This window comes from Nonomuraea glycinis (genome assembly GCF_014646515.1).
Classification (GTDB): domain Bacteria; phylum Actinomycetota; class Actinomycetes; order Streptosporangiales; family Streptosporangiaceae; genus Nonomuraea; species Nonomuraea glycinis.
In genome coordinates this window covers 218050-238791 of the sequence record NZ_BMNK01000005.1, presented here as the reverse complement: position 1 = coordinate 238791, position 20742 = coordinate 218050, and the positions used below count along the sequence as shown (strand labels likewise).

Below are 20742 nucleotides of genomic sequence, written 5' to 3'. Positions count from 1 at the left end.
CGCCTGATGACCTGGTATCTCGTCCTCATCCTGCTCGTCGGCCTCGAACGCCTGGCCGAGCTCGTCGTCGCCCGCCGCAACGCCGCGTGGAGCCTGGCGCGCGGCGGCATACTGACCGGCCAGGGCCACTATCCCTGGATGGTGGCGCTGCACACCGGCCTGCTCGTCTGCGCGCCGCTGGAGGTCGCGCTCGCCGACCGGCCGTTCCTGCCCGTGCTCGGCTGGCCGATGCTCGCCCTGGTGGTCGCCGCCCAGGCGCTGCGCTGGTGGTGCATCACCACGCTCGGGCCGCAGTGGAACACCCAGGTGATCGTGGTGCCCGGCCTGCCGCTGGTGACCGGCGGCCCCTACCGGCTGACCTGGCTGCGCCACCCCAACTACGTGGCGGTGGCCGTGGAGGGGCTGGCGCTGCCGCTGGTCCACACGGCCTGGGTCACCGCGCTGGCGTTCACGGTGCTGAACGCCGCGCTGATGGTCGTACGGATCCGCTGCGAGAACGACGCGCTCACCCTGGCGGCGGAACGGCCGTCGACCACGTGATCGACGTGCTCGTCGCGGGAGGCGGGCCCGCCGGTCTGGCGACCGCCATCCACGCGGCACTGGCCGGGATGGAGGCGGTCGTCGTCGAGCCGCGCGCCACCCCCGTGGACAAGGCGTGCGGCGAAGGGGTCATGCCCGGCGGCGTCGCGGCGCTGGCGGCGATGGGGGTGACGGTGCCGGGCCACCCGCTGCGCGGCATCCACTATCTCGACGCCAGGCGCGAGGCGCGGGCCACCTTCCACCGCGCCACCGGCCTGGGCGTACGGCGCACGCTCCTGCACGCCGCGCTCGCCCAGCGCGCCGCCGAGCTCGGCGTCAAGACGATCACCGGCCGGATCACCGAGGTGGCCCAGGACGGCGACGGCGTGCGGGCCGCCGGGCTGCGGGCGCGCTGGCTGGTCGCCGCCGACGGCCTGCACTCGCCGCTGCGCCGCTCACTCGGGCTCGACCTGCCCGCGCGCGGCGTGCGCCGGTACGGCCAGCGCCGGCACTATCGGATGACGCCGTGGACCGACTTCGTCGAGGTGCACTGGTCGGGCGGCGGCGAGGCGTACGTCACGCCGGTGGGCCATGACCTGGTCGGGGTGGCGATCCTGAGCTCGGGGCGGCGCGGTTTCGAGGAGCACCTGAGCGCGTTCCCCGGCCTGGTCGAGCGGCTGCGCGGCCCGGCCGTCACCCCCGTGCGGGGCGCCGGTCCGCTGCGCCAGCACGTCCGGGCCCGCCGCTCGGGGCGGGTCCTGCTGGTGGGGGACGCCGCCGGGTACGTCGACGCGCTCACCGGCGAGGGGATCTCGCTCGCGGTGCGCTCGGCGGAGATCCTGATCCGGTGCCTGCGCGAGGATCGGCCGCAGGACTACGAGGGCGCCTGGCTGCGGCTGTCGCGGACCCACCGGCTGCTGACGGGCGCACTGGTACAGGCCGCCCGCCGTCCCGGCACGGCCCGCCTGGTGGTCCCCGCGGCCCGCGCCCTCCCCCGCCTGTTCACCTCCATCGTCCGGATGCTGGCCTAGCCGAAGCATCCGTCGCCGGGCGTCCGGTCAGCCTCGGTCCCGTACGGCTCCGTCGACGACCTGGTCGATGTGCGCGGCCAGTTCGACGTCCTTGGCCGTCACCCCGCCCGCGCTGTGCGTGGACAGCCGGAAGCGGATGCCCTGCTCGGTGCGCTCGATGTCGGGATGGTGGTCCAGGGCCTTCGCCTCGTTCAGCACCGCCTTGCTCAGCCAGTCGAAGTTGGCCGGGATGATCGGGATGTCTCTGCGCAGGGTGTCGCCGTCTCGGTGCCAGCCCTCCAGGGCCACCAGCGCGGTGTCGATCTCGTTGTCGGTCAGCAGCTCGGCCATGGCGTCCCCCTCCCCCTGTCTCGGTGTCGCCGTTCTCGCTGACGGCTACCACCGCTGGCGGGTTTCACACGTGCGGCCCCCGCCGGAGCCCGGGTTCGGTCATGGGTCCCGCTCCCCCGGCGGGCCGCCGCTTAGGACCTGCGCAGATGGGAAAGTGCCTGGTCTGGGGCTCGAACGGGGTGATCGGGGGCTGTGATGGCTTCGACTCGGGGCGTGTTCCGCCGTAAGCCGGTGGAGCAGATCGCGACAGAGCACGAGGGCGAGCTGGAGCGGACCCTGGGGCTGTGGCAGCTCACCGCGATCGGCGTCGGCGGCATCATCGGCGCGGGCATCTTCGCCCTGGCGGGCGCGGTGGCCAACGAGACGGCGGGGCCGGCCGTGCTGGTGTCGTTCCTCATCGCGGGGGTGGCGAGCGCCGCGGCGGCCATGTCGTACGCCGAGTTCGCCGGCATGATCCCGAAGGCCGGGTCCGCCTACACCTACGGCTACGCGGTCCTCGGGGAGATCGTAGGCTGGTTCATCGGCTGGGACCTCCTGCTGGAGTACACCGCCATCGTCGCGGTCGTGGCCATCGGCATCTCCGGCTACTTCGGCTTCCTCGTCCAGGAGCTGGGTTTCGCACTGCCCGCCTGGATGCTCGGCGCGCCGGGCACCGGCCCGGGGCGGGTGGTGGACCTGTTCGCGGTGCTGCTGTGCCTGCTGATCGCCTTCCTGCTCAATCAGGGCATCCGGACGGCGGCCAGGTTCGAGACGATCGTGGTCGCCATCAAGGTCGCGGTGGTGCTGCTCGTCATCGTGGTCGGGTTCTTCCACATCAACACGGCCAACTACACGCCGTTCTTCCCCTTCGGCATCGGCGGCGCGATCACCGGCGCGGCCACGGTGTTCTTCGCCGTCTTCGGCTACGACGCGATGAGCACCGCCGCGGAGGAGTCCAAGGACGCCATGCGGCACATGCCCAGGGCGATCATCTACTCGCTGGTCATCTCGATGATCCTGTACGTGCTCGCCACGCTGGTGCTCACCGGCATGCAGAACTACCGGGAGATCGACCCCGAGAGCGGCTTCTCCTCGGCCTTCGCGTCGGTCGGGCTGTCCGGGCTGGCCTCGGTGATCGCGGTGGGCGCCATCATCGGCATCCTGACCGTGATGTTCACGTTCATGCTCGGGGTGACCCGGGTCTGGTTCGCCATGAGCCGGGACGGGCTGCTGCCGCAGTGGTTCGCCAAGCTGCACCCCGTACGGCGGGTGCCCACCCGCGTCACCTGGATCGTCGGCGTCGCCTCGGCGGTGATCGCCGGGTTCCTGCCCATCCGGGAGGCCGCCGAGCTGACCAACATCGGGATCCTGCTGGCCTTCGTGGTGGTGTGCATCGCCGTGATCGTGCTCCGCTACCGTCAGCCGGACCTCCCCCGGCAGTTCCGTACGCCGGGGATGCCGTTCGTGCCGGCCGTCGGGGTGCTGTTCTCGCTCTGGCTGATCTCCTTCCTGTCCCCGCACACCTGGCTGCGCTTCGCCGTCTGGTTCGTCCTGGGGCTGATCATCTACTTCGCCTACAGCCGCCACCGTTCGCTGCTCAACCGGTGACCTCGGCCGAACCGCTGCACGAGGCGAGCACGGACGGATAGTGTCACTCCGGACACGAGGAGTGATGATGAGCAAGCTTGCGCGGGCCGTGGAGCTCAAGACGGAGCTGGTCCACTTCGCCACGTCGGGCCGGTTCGGCGCCGAGCTGGCCATGGTGCTGGACCGGTTCTACGCCGACGGCCATCCGGCCGACGAGGCCGCCGCGTTCCTGCCGGTCGACTACTTCGCCCACCAGCATCGGTTCCCCTCGGGCGAGACGGTCGTGGACCGGTTCGTGGCCGAGCGGGCGGGGCTGGACCGGGCGGACATCGAGCTGCTGCTGAGCTGGAAGACCGTGGTGGAGGGCGTCTTCGAGGTGCGGGCGGTCGACGGCGCGGCGGTGCTGCTGTTCAACCTCGTCGACGAGCTGGTCTACCGGGTGTTCTCCAACCTCGGCGACCGGGCCTTCGACACGCTCGCGCCCGGCACGTACGTCGTGGGCCGGTTGATCCCGCTCGGTGCGGACTGGCTGATCAGCGGCACCCCCGCGGTGCATCCCGCCGAGGCGCGCGACACGCTGGTGCCGGTGGCCGCGCAGGTCGCGCTGGAGCATCCGGCCTGGGTGTTCCGCAACCCCGTGCTGCTGGAGGAGGCCAGGGCGCTGCAGCGGGAGCAGCGGCGCTGCTTCATCGGCTACTTCGGCGCCGACCTGGCCGTCCTGATGGGCGAGGACGTCGCCCTGGCGATGCGCGGCTACCTGACCCACCAGGCGGCCCGGCTCGGCGGCCCGCCGGCGGGCGAGGCGCTGGAGCCGCCGGAGACGATGACGGCGGCGGAGACGGTGGCGCTGATCTTCGACGAGGTGGGCGGGCTCGGTTTCTACGCCGACTTCGGCAAGCTGGAGGAGCTGTTCGCCGAGCCGCGGCTGATCGTCAGGCAGGACTACCGCGAGCTGCTGTCCACCTACCTGCGGGGCGACGCGGTCTCCCCGGTGCCGATCCAGCGGCTGGCCGCACGGCACCCCGGCACCGCCGACGCGGTTTTCGCGGGGCTGCTCAACCGGAAGGGCTTCCGGTGGGAGCGCAGCGGCGAGCTGCTGCTGCGCACCCACAAGCCGGGCTATTACGACACGCCGCCGCTGCCCACGGTGATCCCGATGACCGGCGCGATCACCGAGCACCTGAGCGCACCGGCCGGCCGGCGATCCCGCTGACCGGCCGCGACGCCGATCAGCGGTCCCGATAGCCGGCAGCGATTCCGGTAGTCGGCGGCGACGCCGATCAGCGAGATCCGGCCGGAGGCGTACTCCATCGCCTCCTGGTGCCCTTCGTCGAACGGCGGCTGGAAGCCCACGCCCTCCCACGCCTGGGTCTGCGGGTTCCCAGGTCGCCGCCGACCTCGAAGTCCCACCCGAAGACGGGGGGAACCTCACGCCGTGGTGCTGAGCAACGTGCTCATAGGCGCGGAGCGAGGCTACATGAAGTAGCCGCCGTACTGCGCGCAAGCCATGGCTGACCACACTCAGGCGGTGCACAGCGCTGTGTCGGTCTACCGGGCTGGGCAGTGATTGGTCTTTGCGTCCGTGGGCTGTGACTCATCCCGACCCCCTCCATTCTCACGCACTGCATACAAAATCTTACCCACCGTACGGTCATGCTGATAGAGTCATTCGCACAAGCTCTCGAATGCGTGAGGGAGGAGAGCGTGGTGCGTGTCGTTCAGGCCTATCGTTTCGCGCTGGACCCCACCGCACGTCAGGCCGCCGCGCTGGCTTCGCATTGTGGCGCGGTGCGGGTGGCGTTCAACTGGGGCCTGGCGCAGGTGAAGGCGAATCTGGCGCAGCGGGAGGCCGAACGCTCCTACGGCATCCCCGACGATCAGCTCACCCCGGCCCTGTCGTGGTCGATGTACGGCTTGCGCAAACGCTGGAATCAGGTCAAAGACGAGGTGGCGCCGTGGTGGGCGGGCAACTCCAAGGAGGCATACGCCTGCGGGCTGGCCCGCCTTGCCGGCGCGCTGTCCAACTGGCGCGAGTCCCGGCAGGGCACGCGTAAGGGCCCGAAGGTGGGTTTTCCCCAGTTCAAGTCCAAGCGCCGAGGTCAGCGGTCGGTGCGGTTCACCACCGGCACGATCCGGCTGGACGGCGACACTCATGTGGTGCTGCCGGTGCTGGGCCGGATCAAGACCCACGAGCCGGTCGGCAAACTCGCCCGCCTCCTAGCGGACGGCGGGGCGCGGATCGCGTCGGCGACGGTCCGCTGGCAGGAGGGCCGCTGGCACGTCAGCTTCACCGTGCACACCGAACGCCCCCCAGGCAAGCCTGCCCGGCCGGACGCGGTGATCGGCGTGGACCTCGGCATCAAGACGCTCGCGGTCTTCTCCGACGGACGACCGCCGATCGCCAACCCCCGTCATCTGACGACGGCCTTGCGTAAGCTGCGGCGCCTGTCGCGGGCGGTCTCCCGCAAACACGGCCCCGACCGGCGCACCCGGCAACGGCCTTCGAACCGGTGGCTGCAGGCGAACGCGGCCCGCAACCGGGCGGAGTATCGGGTGGCGGCGTTGCGCCGTGACGGCATCCACCAGCTCACCACCAGCCTGGCCCGCACCTACGGCACCATCGTGGTCGAAGACCTCAACGTGGCCGGGATGATCCGCAACCGGCGACTGGCCCGCGCCATCTCCGATGTCGGGTTCGGCGAGATCCGCCGCCAGCTCACCTACAAGACCACCTGGAACGGCGGCCGACTGCTGGTGGCGAGCCGTTGGTTCCCCTCCTCCAAGACCTGCTCATCCTGCCAGGCAGTGAAAACCAAACTGCCGCTAAGGATCCGCACCTACGTCTGTGAAGGGTGCGGCCTGTCGATGGATCGCGACGAGAACGCCGCACGCAACCTCGCTTCCCTAGTGAAGCGCACCGTCGCCGGGAGTGGCCCGGAGACCATAAACGGACGTGGAGCCGACCATAAGACCCCGCCTGGCGGGGCAGGTGGCCGTGAAACGTCAACCTCGCACCGGGCACCTGCTGCCCGGGTCAGACGAGGACCTTCGCCCACACCGGGCGAATCACTGAGAATCCTTGAAACTCAGTGAACGGCACCGGTATGGAGATCATTGAAAGCCGACTTGACGGATCAGGCAAGGACCTGAGTCAAAAGATCGAACCGGCGCGGTGCCCAGTGGCACCGCGCCGGTTCGGGCGGTGGGTCAGAAGAAGAAGCCGAAAGCGTCGTCGAGCCCGCTCTTGTCGAACCAGCGGACGACGTTGGCCCCGGTGGTGGCTATCGTGCCCGTCTTCCTCCCTTCGAGCTCGATCTCCTCGAACTTGTAGTTCTGCCCTTGGCCCTGGCCGGAGCCGTTGCCGCGAGGGATGGAGCCCGGCGGGTGCCCGTCCGGGTACATCTTCCCGTTGCGGTAGACGGTGACCGATCTGGTCGGCTGCGCCTGGCCGCTGTTGTTGTACACCTGTCCGCGCCGCACGGGTGCCCGGCCGACCTTGGGCGGCGACTGCCGTTGGGCCGCCTTGTGGCTGGTCGGGCGGTGCGCGGGCCGTGACCGCTGGGACGCCTTGGGCGGTTTGCCGGCCGCGCGCCTGCTCTGTGCCCGCTTCGCGGCCGCCTTGGACCGCCTCGCGGCCGCCTTGGCCTGACGGGCGCGCTTGGCGGCCCGGCGCTGACGCGCCTGCTCGCGGGCCTTCTTGAGCTTCTCCTCCGCCTTCTTCTTGGCCTCCTCCGCCTTCTTCCGCTTGGCCAGCTCGGCCTTCTTCTTCTTGGCCAGCTCGGCGGCCTTCTTCTTGGCCTTGGCGATGGCCCGGCGCTTGGCCAGCTCCTGGGCCGCCTTCCTCTTGGCCGCGGCGATGGCGGCCCTCCTCCTGGCCGCCGCGATGGCCGCCCGCCTGGCCGCCGCCGCGAGGGCCCGCCTGGCCGCGACCTGCGCCGCGACCCTGACCACGGCGATGGCCACGAACCAGAAGAGCTGCCCGTCGGGGTCGCTCATGGTCACCGGGCTGTTGTTGGCGTAGGCGTAGCCGTTGAGCTGCTGCGGATCGGCCTCGTCGATGATCGGGTCGACGGACAGGAACCGCCCGTTCCTGGCGTCGTACTCGCGGGCGCCGAGATGCACGAGGCCGGTGGAGATGTCCTGCGTGCCGCCGACGAAGCCGCGCTGGCCGGGCCACCACTGCGGTGGCGTGCCCCGGTCCTGGCCGAACGGCGTCGACCTGCGTACGGCCACCTCGCCGGTGCTGGCCTTGACCGCGGCCTGCGCGGTGCCCTGGTGGTCGGCGGCCAGGAAGTACACCTCGTTGTCGGGGGTGCGCACCGCCACCGGCTCGCCGCCGATGGTGTAGTAGCGGGTGCACTCGACCACGTTCTTGGCGTGGTCGAGCCGCAGCTCCATGTCGTCGATGTAGAGCGTCGAGTCCGTCGGCGTCTTGCGGATCAGCCGGTCGCCGTCGGCGTCGTACACGAACGACGTCGTCTTGCCCGCCTCGGTCACCGACTCGAGGTTGCCCTCCACGTCCCAGACCAGCGTCTGGTCGGTGGTGCCGACCTTGCGCCGGGTGGTGTTGCCCGTCTCGTCGTAGGCGAACACGTCCGTCCCGGCGGTCAGGGCGGCGTGCGGCTGCTTGGCGCCGGCCTTGGGGTAGGTGGAGGCGCGTACGGACTCCGCCCGCCCGCCCCACGCGTGCTGGGTCTCCTTCGTCCGGTTGCCGGTGAGGTCGTAGGTGTAGCTCGTCGCGTACGGAGCCACGCCGCCGATCTTGTCCGACCGCGGGGCGCCGCTCGCGCAGTCGTCGGTGGCCGTCCACGCCGAGGTCAGCCGGCGCAGATGGTCATAGGTGAAGCACTGGGTGTCCTGCGCCTGGCCGCCGCCCAGGTCGGCGATCTTGGTGATGTTGCCGGCCGGGTCGTAGGTGTAGTTGAGATCCAGGTCGGGCGTGGCCGCGCCGTCCCGGTCCAGCCTGCTGCGGGTCAGCCGGCGGGTGGTCTCGTCGTGGGTGTAGGTGAGCCAGGACTTGGCGCCGCCCGTGCTCAGCTCGTACTGGAGGGTCTCCCCCATCTTCGAGTAGCGGGCCGCGGTGACGTACGACGACAGGCCGGTCACCGTGGTCGGCTGGCCGAGCTCGTCGTAGGAGTAGACGACCGACTCCTCCGCCAGCCCGCCCGCGGCCGGGAAGCTCACGGACTGGACCTGGTCGTCGAGGGTGTAGCGGGTGTTGAGGAGGTAGGACCCGGCCAGCTTGCCCTCGCGGGCGGGGATGGTGACGGTCTGGCGCAGGGTGCGGTCGTCGGCGTCGATCGCGTTGATCTCCGCCTTGTACGCCTGGCCGTCCACGTAGCGGATGCTGGCGTTCAGGTGTCCCTTGGCCAGCTTGTCGTACTGCCACTCGGCGAGCTTGGGGCCGTCGGCGGACCCCTCGTGCGTGGCCACCTTGCGGCCCAGGCGGTCGTAGACGTAGGCCAGGGTCTTGCCGCGCGCGTCGGTGGTGGTGGCGAGTTCGTCGGCGTCGTTGTAGGTGAAGGTGGTGACGCCCTTGTCCGGGTCCTCGGTCCTGGTCTCCCGGCCGCGCATGTCGTAGGTGTAGCGCCACACGTTGCCGGCGGGGTCGGTCACGCTGTTCATCCGGCCGGCGGGGTCGTAGGTGTACTTCGTGGCCTCGTAGTCGCCGGTCGGCGTGGCGCCCTTGTACTGCCGCAGCTCGATGAGCCGGTCCTCGGCGTCGCCGATGCGGGTGGTCGCCGTGCCGCCGGGCGGGGCCGTGATGTCCACCCGGTCGCCCTTGGTCGTGGCGCTGACGCGCCACTTCTCGGCGCCCTTGACCATGAGGATCTGGGCGGTCGCCTCACCGGTCCCGTCGTAGACGGAGGCGATCTGGTTGGGGACGTCGGTGTCGGCCACGCCGAGCAGCGCGGTGGACGGCTCGCCGGCGCTGAAGTAGCCGGTGTTCTTCTTGGCCACCTGGCCGAGCGAGTTGTAGAAGGTGTCGGTGACGGTGCGTCCGTCGCGCAGCGCCGGGTCCTCCGCCTGCTCGTTGCGGGGGGCAGGCTCCTGGGTCTGGCGGGGCCGGGACAGGCCGTCGTACAGCTCGTGGCTGACGGTGTAGCCGCCGTCGCCGCGCAGTGTCCGGGAGGTGACGACGTTGGGGCCGTCGTTGCGCGTCAGGTAGGAGTACTCCGTGCTCGGCGACTGGCCTGCCGCCTTGCTGCGGTCGCTCTGCCACACCTTGACGAGGCGGCCGAGCGCGTCGTGCTCCATGTCGGTGCGCCGGTTGTTGGCGTCGATCTCGGCCACGGGCTCGCCCCAGGCCGGTTCCAGGAACGTGCGGTCCACGTAGCCGAGGGCGTTGGTCTCCCTGACCTCGGTCGCCGGAGCGCCCGTGGCCGGCAGGTAGGCGGTGGTGACCTGGGTGCCCACCGCGTCGGTCTCGGTGAGCTCCCGCCCGTAGGCGTCGTAGGTCCGGATCGCGTCGGTGACGGTCGCCCCGTCGCCGGAGACCAGTTCGTGGACCGTGGTGACGTCGCCCTTGACGGGCGCCTGGCCGTACGCCTTGCCGTCGTACTGCACCCGCTCGTCGGAGATGAGCTCCTCGGTGGCGAGCGTGGACACGCCGGTGGTGCAGCTCGCGGCGACCTTCTGGATCCTGCTGGGGTAGTCCAGCATCCAGGCGGCCGCGTCGCGGGCGTAGGTGTAGCGGGTGCACTGGTCGTCGTCGTCGACCGTCAGGTCGCCCTGGTCGTGGACCTGGGTGACGAAGCCGTGCTCGTCGTGGTCGCGCTCCTCTCCGGTGCGCCGCCAGGCGCCGCCGTCCATGGCGGTACGGGTGCGCATGGTCTTGGCCTGCACGATGTGGGCGATCTTGGTGATGCCGTCCTGGGTGGACTCGGCGGTCTTGAGCGCCCACGGCTCCTCGGTCGTGGCGGCCACGATCGCGCCGCCGTCGCCGTTGTAGAGGATCTCCTCACGCTCGAACCCGGCGAACTGGTCGTGGTCGGTCAGCTCGTTGCCCTCGCTGTCCTGGACCTTCGCGGTGCGCTTCGAGCCGTTGGCCAGGCGGTCGCCGTTCATGCCGCGGAAGAAGCGGAACTCCGTGAGCGTGCGCTTGGTGTCCTGCCCGTCGCCTTCGCGGACGCGGACCCGGCCGAAGCCGCGCCAGTCGGACCAGGTGCGGTGCGCGGGCTTGACCAGCACGTTCTCGGCGTAGCGCCAGGCCGCGCCGTCCAGATACTCGTAGTCGGTGACCACCGGGGCGGAGGCGGCCACCCGGTCGATCTCCACCGTCTGCTTGACCACGTACTTGTGGAACCAGTCGGTGACCTCGCCCTCGTCCGGTGGCGCCCACCGCTGCGGGAAGCACCGCCGGGTGTTCTGGTCAGCGGCCGGCAGGTCGCCCGGCTTGCAGTCGGCCGGGGCGTAGTTGACCCTGAGCTCGCCGCCGGTCTCGTTGTGCACCGCCTGGACCCGCCACTTGACGAGCGGCGGGCGGCCTTCCTTGGCGTCCACCCGGTTGGGCAGTTGAAGGCCCATGAAGGTGACCTTGGGCAGGGTGATGGTGGCGCCCACGTGGCCGCTCTGCTGGAGGGAGGCGAGCCAGAGCGCGGGGCTCAGGCCGTCGCCCGTCGCCGGGAACTGGTGCGCCAGCGTCCAGGAGTCCACCGGGCAGTACGGCTGGCCGGAGCACTTGGCCGGGTCGGTGTTCACGATCTGGGTGGTGACCTTGGCCAGCCGCTTGCGGGTGAAGAACGTCGGCGCCAGGCGGTCGGTGCACTTCACCCCCGCATCACAGATCTGGTCGAACGGGACATCGGGCCAGTGCTTGGCCGTGTCCTTCTTGAGCTGGTCGGCGGCGCAGGTGACCTCTCCGGAGGGCAGGCAGCGCTCGGCCAGGTCGAAGAGCACCCGCGCGGCGGGCGACCTGGTGAACAGCTCGCCGCTCAGGTAGCCGTAGTCGATGCGGGCGAGGTTGCCGGCGCGCACGTACGGCGTACCCAGCTCGGGCTTGTTGGTGCGGCCGTAGTGGTTCTGCTCGGTGGTGTACCAGTAGGTGATGGCGTTGCCGTGCGGGTCGACGGACAGATCGAGGTTCCACCGGTAGGCCTGCTGGCACCAGGCGGCCGACTTGTCGCTCTTGTAGCAGGGCTCGCCGCTGTTGTTGCCGAAGACCGGGACGGTCCATGCGGACTTGGTCTCGGCCTTGCCGGAGGCCCAGCCGGGCAGCCGGTTCAGGCCGAAGGTGTACTGGGTGCCGTCGTTGGAGGTGACCCGCCAGTATTCACCGTCGTTGTCGCCGTTGACGGCGCCCTTGAGCGCCTCCACCCGGGTGCCGTCGTCGCGCTTGGGCCGCCACTGCTTGGTCGTGGCGTCCTTGATCAGCTCGACGGCCGAGCCGTCGAGGGACAGGGTGGCGTTCTCGTGGTCCCAGCACAGGTCCCCGGTCTTGGCGCCGTCCAGGATGCAGGGCTTGTAGCGGCGCTCGATGTAGCCGCCGGGGCTCAGTTCGAAGCCCTCGCCCGCCCAGGACGGCTGGTTGTTCGTCGAGGCGGTCCGGCCGTCCACGCTCTGCGAGGAGTAGCCGAGTGACACCTCCGGCTCGTCACCGCCCAGCGCGGGCGGCACCCGCATGTCGTAGCTCCAGGTGAAGTCGCCGGACTGGGCGCCGACGCTCCAGTCCGCGGAGGCGGCCAGCGAGGTCGCCGCGTGGTCCCCCGAGGGGCCCGACGGCGCGGCGGCCAGGGCGTACAGGCCGGATGTCTCGACGTCGGCGGTGAGCGTGCCCGCCGTCGCGTCGTTGTCGGAGGGGACGGGCTCCGGCCGCGGGCACGCCGTGGCGGCCGTCAGCGCGCACTCCTGGAGGCGCACCATTCGCAGGCGGGCGCCGTAGTCGCCGCCGAAGGCGTGCCGGAAGCCGGAGTAGTCGATCTCCAGGCGGGTCTTCCCGCTCCCGCCCTTGGCGACCGCCACGCCCTTGCCCGGCGACACCCGCATCGCCAGGCCGAGCAGGCCGGTGGGTTCGGTGTCGAGCAGTTCGACCTGGACGGGGGCGGCCTGCGCGGCCGTGCGCGCGCCCTTCCCTTCGGCCAGGCGTACGGGGAAGCCGGCGTCCATGGTCCTGGCCGCCGCGTCGCCGCCCAGCTCGACCGTCTGCGGTTTCGGCCAGGAGACGCCCGGTGGCGCCTTCCAGGCCTGTTTCTCCACCGGGTCGGCCCGCTGGGGCAGCACCTTCACCGGCTCGCCGTGGACCGGTTTCTCCAGCTCCACATCGGGGGCCTCGCGGGGCGCGGCGGTGGCCGGCATCGCGTAGACCAGCGGCACCACGAGGATGACGGAGAGCATCGTGGCCAGTCGCCGGGTCCACGGCGACTCGCGCACAACTCCCTGAAAACGATTCCAGTAGGACTCCGGAGGATCTGACTCTGGTGCATCCATGGGGATCTCCCAGTGAGGGGGGTGGGGATTTACTACTGGGCGGCCAGCTGAGCGATGCGCTCGGTGCTCAGCACGCCGTCATAGGTGCGGACGTCGTCGACGGTGCCCGGCCAGTAGCCGGTGAAGACGCCCGCGGTCTTGGTCCGGCCCAGTTGCAGCGGGCCGAGGGCCTTCCACGCGCTCACGTGGCCGGTGATGGTGCTCTCCGACAGGCGGCCGTTGACGTACACGCGCAGCTCGCCCACCAGCGGGTCGTAGACCCCCGCCACATGGGTCCACTCCAGCGGGGTGGGAACGGCGTCGGAACGCGTGCGCACCAGCGCGGCGCTGTCGGTGTCGGCGGCGGCCATGGCGAGGGTCCACCGCCCCTTCTCATTGTCGTAGCCGAGTTGGAAGCCGCCGGCTCTGCTGCCCACCTGGGAGACGATCGCGGCGTCACGGGTGGGCAGGTAGTCGAGCTGCGTCCAGGCCGAGACGGTGAAGCCCGCCCTGGTGTCGACGGCGGGGGCCGAGGTCTGGGCGTGGCCGTCGACGCCGTCGAGCCCGAGCCCGCCGTCCAGCCACCCTTCGGTCCAGGTCGCGCCGCCGCCGACGGTGGCCGCGGTGGCCCGGCCCGAGGAGTCGGCCGCGCTCACTCCGGTCTCCTCGTCGAGCGTCCAGTGCCCGACCAGCGTCGCGGCGCTGTTCACCAGGTCGGCGACCTCGTCACCGAACATCGCCCGGCCGTACGCGCGGACGTCGTCGACGTCACCGGGCCAGAACTCGGCCGCCGCTCCGCTCGCCTTTCCTCTGCCGATGGACAGGGGCCCGGCCGCCTCCCACGGCTGGGTGAACGGGACCGACGACTCCAGCCGGCCGTTGACGTACAGGGTCAGCTCCCGCGCCGCCGCGTCGTACACGCCGGTGAGGTGGGTCCATTCGCCGAGCCGCGGCGCGGCCGCCGACAGTGCGCGCACGGCCGGCGCGCCGTCCGTGTCCGTGCCGGACCGGGCCAGCGCCCAGCGGTCGTCGGCCTTGGAGTACTGCAGGGCGAAGCCGGCCGCCCGGCCGCCGTCCTGGCCGACGGCCGTCGCGGTGGCGGTCGCGCTGTTCAGGCGGACCCAGGCGGCGACCGTGAAGTTGCTCAGCGTGGAGACGGCCGGCCCGCTGGTCTGCGCATGGCCGCCGCCGGCCAGCCGCAGCCCCAGGCCGGTCCGGCCGGTGGCCCAGGTGGCGGTGCCCTGCAGCGCGGCGTGGCGGGTGCCCGCCCGGTCGGTGGCCACCGTGCCGTCCCCGTCGTCCAGCGGCCAGTGCGCGTCAGGGGCGGTGGCCCCGTTGACGTTGAACAGGTAGGAGCGGATCGGGCCCTGGTGACCGGCGCGGTCCTTGGCGCGCACCGACAGCACGTTGGGGCCGTCATGGCGCGGGGTGAGCCGGATCGTCGCCGACCCGTCCGTGCTCCCGGCCGCCACCTCGTTCTTCGGGGCGGTGTCCAGGCCGTAGAGGTAGCCGGCGACGTCGGTGACGCCGTTGGGGGTGAAGGTGAACGAGCCCGCTCTGCCGACGCCGCCGCTCCAGCCGCCCTCGACGTAGTCGGGCGAGGTCACGCCCGGCTCCGTGCCGGGGGCGGAGGCGTCCACGGTCGCCTCGCACCACGGGCTCCACGCGCTGTTGGCCAGGCCGTCCTCCGCGCGGACCCGCCAGCGGATCAGCGAGCCGTCGGCGAAGGCCCCGGCCGGCACGAGGGCGTTGAAGGCGCTGCCGGTCGAGCCCACGCCGGTGAGCCGCTCGCCGACCTTCACACCGGCGGCGTCCCACCACTCGAACCGGCCCTTGACCGAGTTGTCCGCGTCCCGCAGCTTGGCCCAGAGGGTGGGCGTGGCCTTGCTGACGATGGGCCGCCCGGCGCCGGAGACGCAGTCGCCGCCGGGGTCCGACCAGGTGTCGGCCGCGACTGGGGCGGACGGGAGCGAGTTGTACTCGATCACCAGCTTGGGGTTGTTGCGGAACTTCTTCCAGCCGTAGTTGTCCGTCTCACTGGAGGCCCGCAGCCCGATCGTGATGTTCGGCCAGTTCTTCGCGGCAGCGTCCTTGACCTGGGCGGTGACGTCGAACTCGACCCCGCCCGGCATGCAGGAGGCGCTCCAGCCCTTGGCCGCGTTCACGGTGTCGAGCTTCGTGACCCAGGTGGGCTGCTTGTTCCAGGTGGTGGCCTTGCTGATCGTGTTGGTCGCCCACGCCTCCACGTTGCGCTTGGTGCACGAGTAGGACCAGGTCTCGTACGTGCGCAGGGTCGCGTTGACGATCTGCTTGCCGTGGATGGTCGAGCCGGTGTTCATCTGGAAGAACGAGCGGTTCTTCTGGCTGTCGACCTTCCCCACCCTGGCCACGTCGCTGGCGTTGAAGAAACTGGAGGTGGGGTGGATGTTCCAGACGGCCGTCCAGGCGCCGCGCGAGGCGGAGAAGTACGGGTCGAGGTAGACCGGGAAGCGGGTGCGCGGATCGGTCAGCATGGCGCGGTGCGGCCTGAGCTTGAGCCGCTTGCCGGTGAGCTCGACGCCCATGATCTCGCTGCGGGCGTCCGGCGGGGCGACCTTCTCGGCCGCGAGCGTGCGGGTCGCCGGGGCGCCCGAGGAGTCCCACATCAGCGGCGGCGACGCGGTGAAGATCGTCCCACCGGCCCCGTCGACCGCCTCCAGGTTGCCGCCCTCGGTGGACTTCATCGACAGGCCGCTGGTGGACAGCGGGTAGTCCAGCTCGGTCAGGGCCTTGTTCGCGGCCGCCTCGCGGGTCTTGACGACCAGCAGGTGCGAGAAGCCGTCGACGTCCGCCTTCACCTGCAGGTCCACGCCGGGCAGCACCTCGGGGTACGTCGCCGTGTCGCCGTCGAGCACCGGGGTGGGCAACGCGCCCTGCCAGCCCAGCTCCAGCGCCTTGGCGCCGCGTGCCATGCGGGCCAGCGGTGAGGTGCCGCCGCCGGAGAAGCTCAGGTCCACCGCCGTCGCCACCGGCGCGACCGAGCCGTCGGGCCGCGTCGTCAGCGTGGTGTCCACGTCCTGCCACCGGCCCTGCTTGCGCACCCGGACCGGGCGCGGGTGCTGCTCCAGGACGAGGGTGCCGTCCGGTTCGGCGAAGACCTGGCGCGTCTCGGAGCGCAGGGCCGTCACCTCGACCGGCTGCTTGGTGCGGCGGGCGAGCGCGAGAGCCGACTCCTCGGGCTCGCCGCCCACGCCTCGGTCCCCGGCGGCTTCGGCTGCTCTGTCACTCTGACGCAGTCCGGCGGTCTCGTCGGTCTGCCGTGCTTCGGTGGGTTCGTAGTTCTGTCGCGCCTGGGCGACGGCGTCCGGTTGGGTCAAGGGTGCCGCCGCGAGTGCCGCCACCAACGTCACTACGAACAGCCCACGAGCTACGCGCATCCACCCTCGCCAGGTTCAAGCCGGAGACACCATGCGACCTCGCACGGCGTCTCCTCGATCTTCAGTTGACGCTCGGATTGTCACCCAGGTCATGCGGTCCGTCTAGATCCATTGGCAAATTTCATCGGAAATTAGTTATGTCCGGAAAAAAATCGTCAGCGACGCCCCTGGGCTGGTTCGGGCACCCGGACCGCGAGGAAGGTCGCCGTACGCCGCAGCCGGAAACCGAGGGACTCGTACAGCCTGATGGCCCCCGTATTGCTCGCGGCGGCGTGCATGAACGGCGTCTCGCCCCGCGCCCGGATGCCCGCCGCGACGGCGAGCACCAGCCGGGTCGCCAGCCCCCGGCCCCGGAAGGCCTCGTCGGTGCAGACGGCGCTGATCTCGGTCCAGCCGGGTGGGCGCAGCCGCCGGCCCGCCATCGCGACCAGCGCGCCTTCGCGGCGGATCCCCAGATAGCCGCCGAGCTCGATGGTCCGCGGCAGGAACGGACCGGGCTGGGTCCGTCCGACGAGATCCAGCATCTCCGGCACGTCCGCGGCCGTCAGGGGGACCGCCTCGGCGTCGGGCCGCCCGGCGACGTTCTCGCCCGACAACTGCACGCCCGCCACCGTCGCCGCCACCTCCCAGCCGTCCGGCAGCGGGACCGTCACACCGGCCAGGGGCACCACCGGGCCGGCAAGTCCGTTGCCCTTCTTGGTCATCGCCGCGATGAGGCCCTGCAGATCCGGGCCGGCGCCGGAGGCGGTGCCGACGATTCGGGAGTCGCCGCTGACCGCGATGTTGTAGGCGATGGACGGGTTCGGTCCGAAGTAGGCCTGGACGCGCCCCGACTTCAGGGCGAGCAGCACGTCGCCGTACTTCTGGTAGTAGAGGATCTCGGCCGGCTTCAGCCCTGCTCGCTTGTTCTGCTCGTCCCAGTCGAGCAGGATCTTCTCCTGGTTCGTGCCCGACCCCACAGAGACGCGCAGCCCGGCGATGTCCGCCGGCTTGGCGATCTCCTTGATCGAGCTGGCGGCGGGCACCTGCCAGCCGAGCTGGTCGACCCGGTAGGTGGCGAAGTCGTAGGTGTCCTTGCGCTCCTCTGTGACGGTGACGTTGTTGAAGACGGCCTCGTACTTGCCGGACTTGACGGCCAGGAACAGGTTCTCCCACGAGCTGTTCTGCAGCTCCAGCTCGAGTCCCAGGACGTCGGCGACCAACTGGGCGAGGTCGGTCTCCACCCCGATCAGGGTGGTGTCGTCGGTGGCGGGGAAGACGAGCGGCGGGCTGCCCTCGCCGTTGACGCCGACGGCGAGCTTGCCGTCCTCGGCGATGGCGGCGGGCACCTCGGCGGCCAGGGCCTCGACCTTCTCCGCCCGGACCCGGTTCTGCTCGGGGCCGGTGTTGATCGTCTGGCCGGCCACCGAGGGCGGCGGTGCGGCGTTCTCCGGGGCGAGCGTGGGCTCGGCGCCGCAGGAGGCGACGGCGAGCAGGAGGAGGAGTGCGGGCATGGCGACGGCCCGCCTGGGGTGAAGGCGCATGGGGGATTCCTTGGTCAGAGGACTTTGCTGATGAAGGCGCGGGTGCGCTCGTGTTCGGGGGCGTCCAGGACCTGCGACGGCGGGCCTTGTTCGACGATGCGGCCGGCGTCCATGAAGACGACGGTGTCGGCCACCTCGCGGGCGAAACCGATCTCATGGGTGACGACGATCATGGTGGTGCCGCTGACCGCGAGATCCTTCATGACTTCGAGGACCTCGCCGACGAGTTCGGGGTCGAGTGCCGAGGTAGGCTCGTCGAACAGCACGACCTTCGGCTCCAGGGCCAGCGCCCTGGCGATGGCGACCCGCTGCTGCTGCCCGCCGGACAGCGTGTGCGGATAGGCGTCGGCCTTGTCGGCCAGGCCCACTCGATCGAGCAGCCGGGCGACCACCACGTCGACCTCGGCGCGCGGCCTGCGCTGGGCCGAGCGGGGCGCTTCGGAGAGGTTCTGCCTGACGGTGAGGTGCGGGAACAGGTTGAAACTCTGGAAGACGAATCCGATCTTGGTGCGCTGCCGCAGGACCTCCCGCTCCCGCAGCTCGTGCAGCCGGTCCCCCGCCCGCCGGTAGCCGAGCAGGTCGCCGTCGACGGTCACCGTGCCGCGCTCCACCTTCTCCAGGTGGTTGATCGTGCGCAGCAGGGTCGACTTGCCGGAGCCCGAGGGGCCGAGGGGCCGAGGACGACCGTGACCTCGCCCTGGCGCACGCGCAGGTCGACGCCCCGCAGGACGTGCAGGGAGCCGAAGCTCTTGTGCACGCCGATCAGCTCCACCATGGCGGCCATGCCCGCCCCCTGCCGTAGTAGCGCTCGATGTAGTGCTGGCCGACTGACAGCGCGGTGGTCAGGACGAGGTACCAGATGGCCGCGACCAGCAGCAGGGCCATCACTCTGCCGTTGCGGTTGTAGATCACCTGCACCTGGTAGAACAGCTCGGGCAGGGCCATGATGTAGACGACCGAGGTGCCCTTCACCATGCCGATGATCTCGTTGCCCGCGTGGGGGACGATGGTCCGCATGGCCTGCGGCAGGATCACCTTGAACAGGCGGCGCCAGGGCGGGATGCCGAGCGCGGCGGAGGCCAGGCGCTGGCCGGGATCGACCGACAGCAGGCCGCCGCGGACGATCTCGGCGGCGTACGCGGCCTGGTGGAGGGCCAGGCCGAGGGCCGCGGCGGTGAGTGGGCTGATCAGGTCCATGGTGCCGATGTCGAAGAAGGCGGGCCCGAAGGGGACGCCGAACGACAGCCGGGGGTAGAGCAGCGCCAGGTTGTACCAGAACAGGAGCTGCAGGATCAGCGGCACCGACCTGAACAGCCACACGTACGCCCACGCCACCGCCGACAGCAGCCGGTTGGGCGACAGGCGCATCAGCGCCAGCACCGTGCCGAGCGCGAACCCGAGCACGATGGCCAGCGCGGTGAGCTCCAGCGTGAGCAGGACCGAGCGCAGCACGGACGGCGCGAACAGGTACACGCCGACGACGTCCCACTCCCACGCGGGATTGGTGACGAGCGCGCTGGCCACCATCGCCAGCAGCACCAGAACGCCGGCTCCGGATAACCAGCGCAGCGGATGGCGGGCGGTGACGATCTTCGGTACGGGTTCGTCACGCGGGTGCGCGGGCGCGGCCTGGGTGTCGGAGAGCGTCATGGCCGGGGTAACTCCGCTGGCATGTCACACCTTTCTGCCGTTCGGGTGGCACCTCATCAGCTCAGCACGGCATCGTAAAACCGTCACGACCTACTTGTTTAGTGGGTTTTTAGGCGCGAGAAGACGACACGCGTACCAGCGAGCCGCTGATCTGCTGCGGGTTGCGGATCAGGTTGAGGATCGGGCAGACCCGCTCCACCTCGGCGTGCAGCTCGGCCAGCTTCTCGTCCGAGGCGGGCGAGTCCAGCAGCACCTCGTACCTGAAGTTCTGCGGATGCACCGGGATGCCAGTGCTGCCCGGCTTCTGGGCCGCCGGGTCGTACTCGGCGCGTACGTCCACCTCCAGCGAGTCGATCGGCACCTCCAGCTCGGCCGCCTTGATCAGGAAGATGTGCGTGACGCAACTGCCCAGCACGCCCGCCTGGAGCTCCGGCGAGCCGGGCCCCAGGTCGTAGCCGGCGAAGTCGGGACCGCTGTCGCTGAGGATCTGGAAGTCCCTGATCCTGATGCGCCGGACGCCGCTGCGCCCCTCGGCGGTGACATGCGCGTGCAGCGGCACCAGGCCCTGGTCCGGCGCCGCGCGGCGGGCCAGCAGGGCGGCGCGCTTGTGGGACAGATACTCGCGAAGGGTGCTCATGGTCTCTCTCTCGTTACAGGGTGACGGGGCCGCGCGGGGTGTCGAGGACGGCCCGCAGGGCCACCTCGGGCCCTTCGACGACGTCGAGCAGGACGCCGAGCGCGGCCAGATCCCGGCGCAGCGCCGCCGGCTCCGGATGGACGGCGGTGAAGGAGGTCAGGCCCACCTGCGGCAGCTCCGAGGCGGCGGGGTGGGCCGTGGCGCCCCAGTCGATGAGGAACGGCACCGGCCGGACCGCCGCCGGGTCCTCCCGCCGGGTGAGCCGCCACTCCAGCAGCGTGCCCGCGGGGGTGCGCCGCGACAGCGGCTGTACGTCACCGGGGTCGTAGCCCTGCTCGCGGGCCTTGCGTACCGACTGGTCGAGGTCGTCCGGGCGGATCGCCCACGCGGCCAGCCGGGGCGTGTCGAGCGTCTCCAGGCCGAAGGCGCGCGGCCGGGTGCCCGGCTCCGCCGCCGGGTCCGGCCCGATGATCTCCAGGTAGGTGCCGGGGCCGAATCTCACCAGGTAGTTGGCCGTACCGCCGGGATGGCTGCCACCGGCGACCGGCGTGACCCCGGTGCGCTCGGCGAACGCGGCGACGCCCGCCGCGAGATCGGGGACCGCGTAGACGAGGTGGTCAAGGTGCGCGTCGGTCATCGGACTTCCCCCGTGTCGGGCTTGCGGT

At 71.0% G+C, this 20742-nt stretch carries 12 protein-coding genes and 1 pseudogene; 5 read left to right on the top strand and 8 right to left on the bottom strand.

Annotated elements, in window-relative coordinates:
• Nucleotides 1–6 precede the first annotated feature (6 nt).
• Both IEY87_RS17010 and IEY87_RS17005 read left to right on the top strand, forming a co-directional pair.
• Nucleotides 7–540 (top strand): isoprenylcysteine carboxyl methyltransferase family protein, encoded by a 534-nt coding sequence (locus IEY87_RS17010; protein WP_189139635.1) that lies wholly within the window; start codon nt 7–9, stop codon nt 538–540.
• Nucleotides 537–1550, top strand: coding sequence for an NAD(P)/FAD-dependent oxidoreductase (locus tag IEY87_RS17005; RefSeq protein WP_189139634.1), 1014 nt, complete (start codon nt 537–539; stop codon nt 1548–1550). Before IEY87_RS17010 ends, IEY87_RS17005 begins: the two co-directional genes overlap by 4 nt.
• A gap of 27 nt (nt 1551–1577) precedes the next feature.
• On the opposite strand, the gene IEY87_RS17000 is transcribed toward IEY87_RS17005, so the two are convergent.
• Nucleotides 1578–1880 carry a 4a-hydroxytetrahydrobiopterin dehydratase gene (locus IEY87_RS17000; RefSeq protein WP_189139633.1) on the bottom strand — a complete coding sequence of 101 codons (303 nt, stop codon included), beginning with the start codon at nt 1878–1880 and terminating at the stop codon, nt 1578–1580.
• 195 nt (nt 1881–2075) lie between these two features.
• Between IEY87_RS17000 and IEY87_RS16995 the strand changes: the two genes are divergently transcribed.
• The 3 genes from IEY87_RS16995 (at nt 2076) to tnpB (ending at nt 6539) form a co-directional block, all read left to right on the top strand.
• Complete coding sequence (locus IEY87_RS16995; protein ID WP_189139632.1) at nt 2076–3467, top strand: amino acid permease; 1392 nt, start codon at nt 2076–2078, stop codon at nt 3465–3467.
• 67 nt (nt 3468–3534) lie between these two features.
• Nucleotides 3535–4659: a hypothetical protein gene (locus IEY87_RS16990; protein ID WP_229699344.1), complete on the top strand. Its 1125-nt coding sequence runs from the start codon at nt 3535–3537 to the stop codon at nt 4657–4659.
• A 494-nt stretch (nt 4660–5153) separates the two neighbouring features.
• A complete protein-coding gene (gene tnpB / locus IEY87_RS16985) occupies nt 5154–6539 on the top strand; it encodes an IS607 family element RNA-guided endonuclease TnpB (RefSeq protein WP_189139630.1) in 1386 nt (461 codons plus the stop codon).
• A 114-nt stretch (nt 6540–6653) separates the two neighbouring features.
• Here the strand turns inward: tnpB and IEY87_RS16980 are convergent, their stop codons facing one another.
• The 7 genes and pseudogenes from IEY87_RS16980 to IEY87_RS16945 all read right to left on the bottom strand — a co-directional run bounded on the left by IEY87_RS16980 (nt 6654) and on the right by IEY87_RS16945 (nt 20714).
• Nucleotides 6654–12815, bottom strand: coding sequence for an RHS repeat-associated core domain-containing protein (locus IEY87_RS16980; protein WP_189139629.1), 6162 nt, complete (start codon nt 12813–12815; stop codon nt 6654–6656).
• An 89-nt stretch (nt 12816–12904) separates the two neighbouring features.
• Nucleotides 12905–16267, bottom strand: coding sequence for a LamG-like jellyroll fold domain-containing protein (locus IEY87_RS16975; protein WP_189139628.1), 3363 nt, complete (start codon nt 16265–16267; stop codon nt 12905–12907).
• Nucleotides 16268–16422: 155 nt separating this feature from the next.
• Nucleotides 16423–17790, bottom strand: coding sequence for a GNAT family N-acetyltransferase (locus IEY87_RS45775; RefSeq protein ID WP_225277052.1), 1368 nt, complete (start codon nt 17788–17790; stop codon nt 16423–16425).
• Between the two features lie 14 nt (nt 17791–17804).
• Nucleotides 17805–18574 (bottom strand): annotated as a pseudogene (locus IEY87_RS16960) (amino acid ABC transporter ATP-binding protein).
• A complete protein-coding gene (locus tag IEY87_RS16955) occupies nt 18553–19440 on the bottom strand; it encodes an amino acid ABC transporter permease (RefSeq protein WP_189139627.1) in 888 nt (295 codons plus the stop codon). Before IEY87_RS16955 ends, IEY87_RS16960 begins: the two are co-directional and overlap by 22 nt.
• Nucleotides 19441–19549: 109 nt before the next feature.
• Entirely contained in the window at nt 19550–20077 is a 528-nt protein-coding gene (locus IEY87_RS16950) for an OsmC family protein (RefSeq protein WP_189139626.1), read from the bottom strand.
• A 13-nt stretch (nt 20078–20090) separates the two neighbouring features.
• Nucleotides 20091–20714 (bottom strand): VOC family protein, encoded by a 624-nt coding sequence (locus tag IEY87_RS16945; RefSeq protein ID WP_189139625.1) that lies wholly within the window; start codon nt 20712–20714, stop codon nt 20091–20093.
• Nucleotides 20715–20742 lie beyond the last annotated feature (28 nt).

Coding starts and splice junctions, on each gene's coding strand:
- IEY87_RS17010 (WP_189139635.1), top strand. CDS start 7: ATGACCTGGTATCTCGTCCTCATCCTGCTCGTCGGCCTCGAACGCCTG.
- IEY87_RS17000 (WP_189139633.1), bottom strand. CDS start 1,880: ATGGCCGAGCTGCTGACCGACAACGAGATCGACACCGCGCTGGTGGCC.
- IEY87_RS16995 (WP_189139632.1), top strand. CDS start 2,076: ATGGCTTCGACTCGGGGCGTGTTCCGCCGTAAGCCGGTGGAGCAGATC.
- IEY87_RS16990 (WP_229699344.1), top strand. CDS start 3,535: ATGAGCAAGCTTGCGCGGGCCGTGGAGCTCAAGACGGAGCTGGTCCAC.
- IEY87_RS16975 (WP_189139628.1), bottom strand. CDS start 16,267: ATGCGCGTAGCTCGTGGGCTGTTCGTAGTGACGTTGGTGGCGGCACTC.
- IEY87_RS45775 (WP_225277052.1), bottom strand. CDS start 17,790: ATGCGCCTTCACCCCAGGCGGGCCGTCGCCATGCCCGCACTCCTCCTC.
- IEY87_RS16955 (WP_189139627.1), bottom strand. CDS start 19,440: ATGACGCTCTCCGACACCCAGGCCGCGCCCGCGCACCCGCGTGACGAA.
- IEY87_RS16950 (WP_189139626.1), bottom strand. CDS start 20,077: ATGAGCACCCTTCGCGAGTATCTGTCCCACAAGCGCGCCGCCCTGCTG.
- IEY87_RS16945 (WP_189139625.1), bottom strand. CDS start 20,714: ATGACCGACGCGCACCTTGACCACCTCGTCTACGCGGTCCCCGATCTC.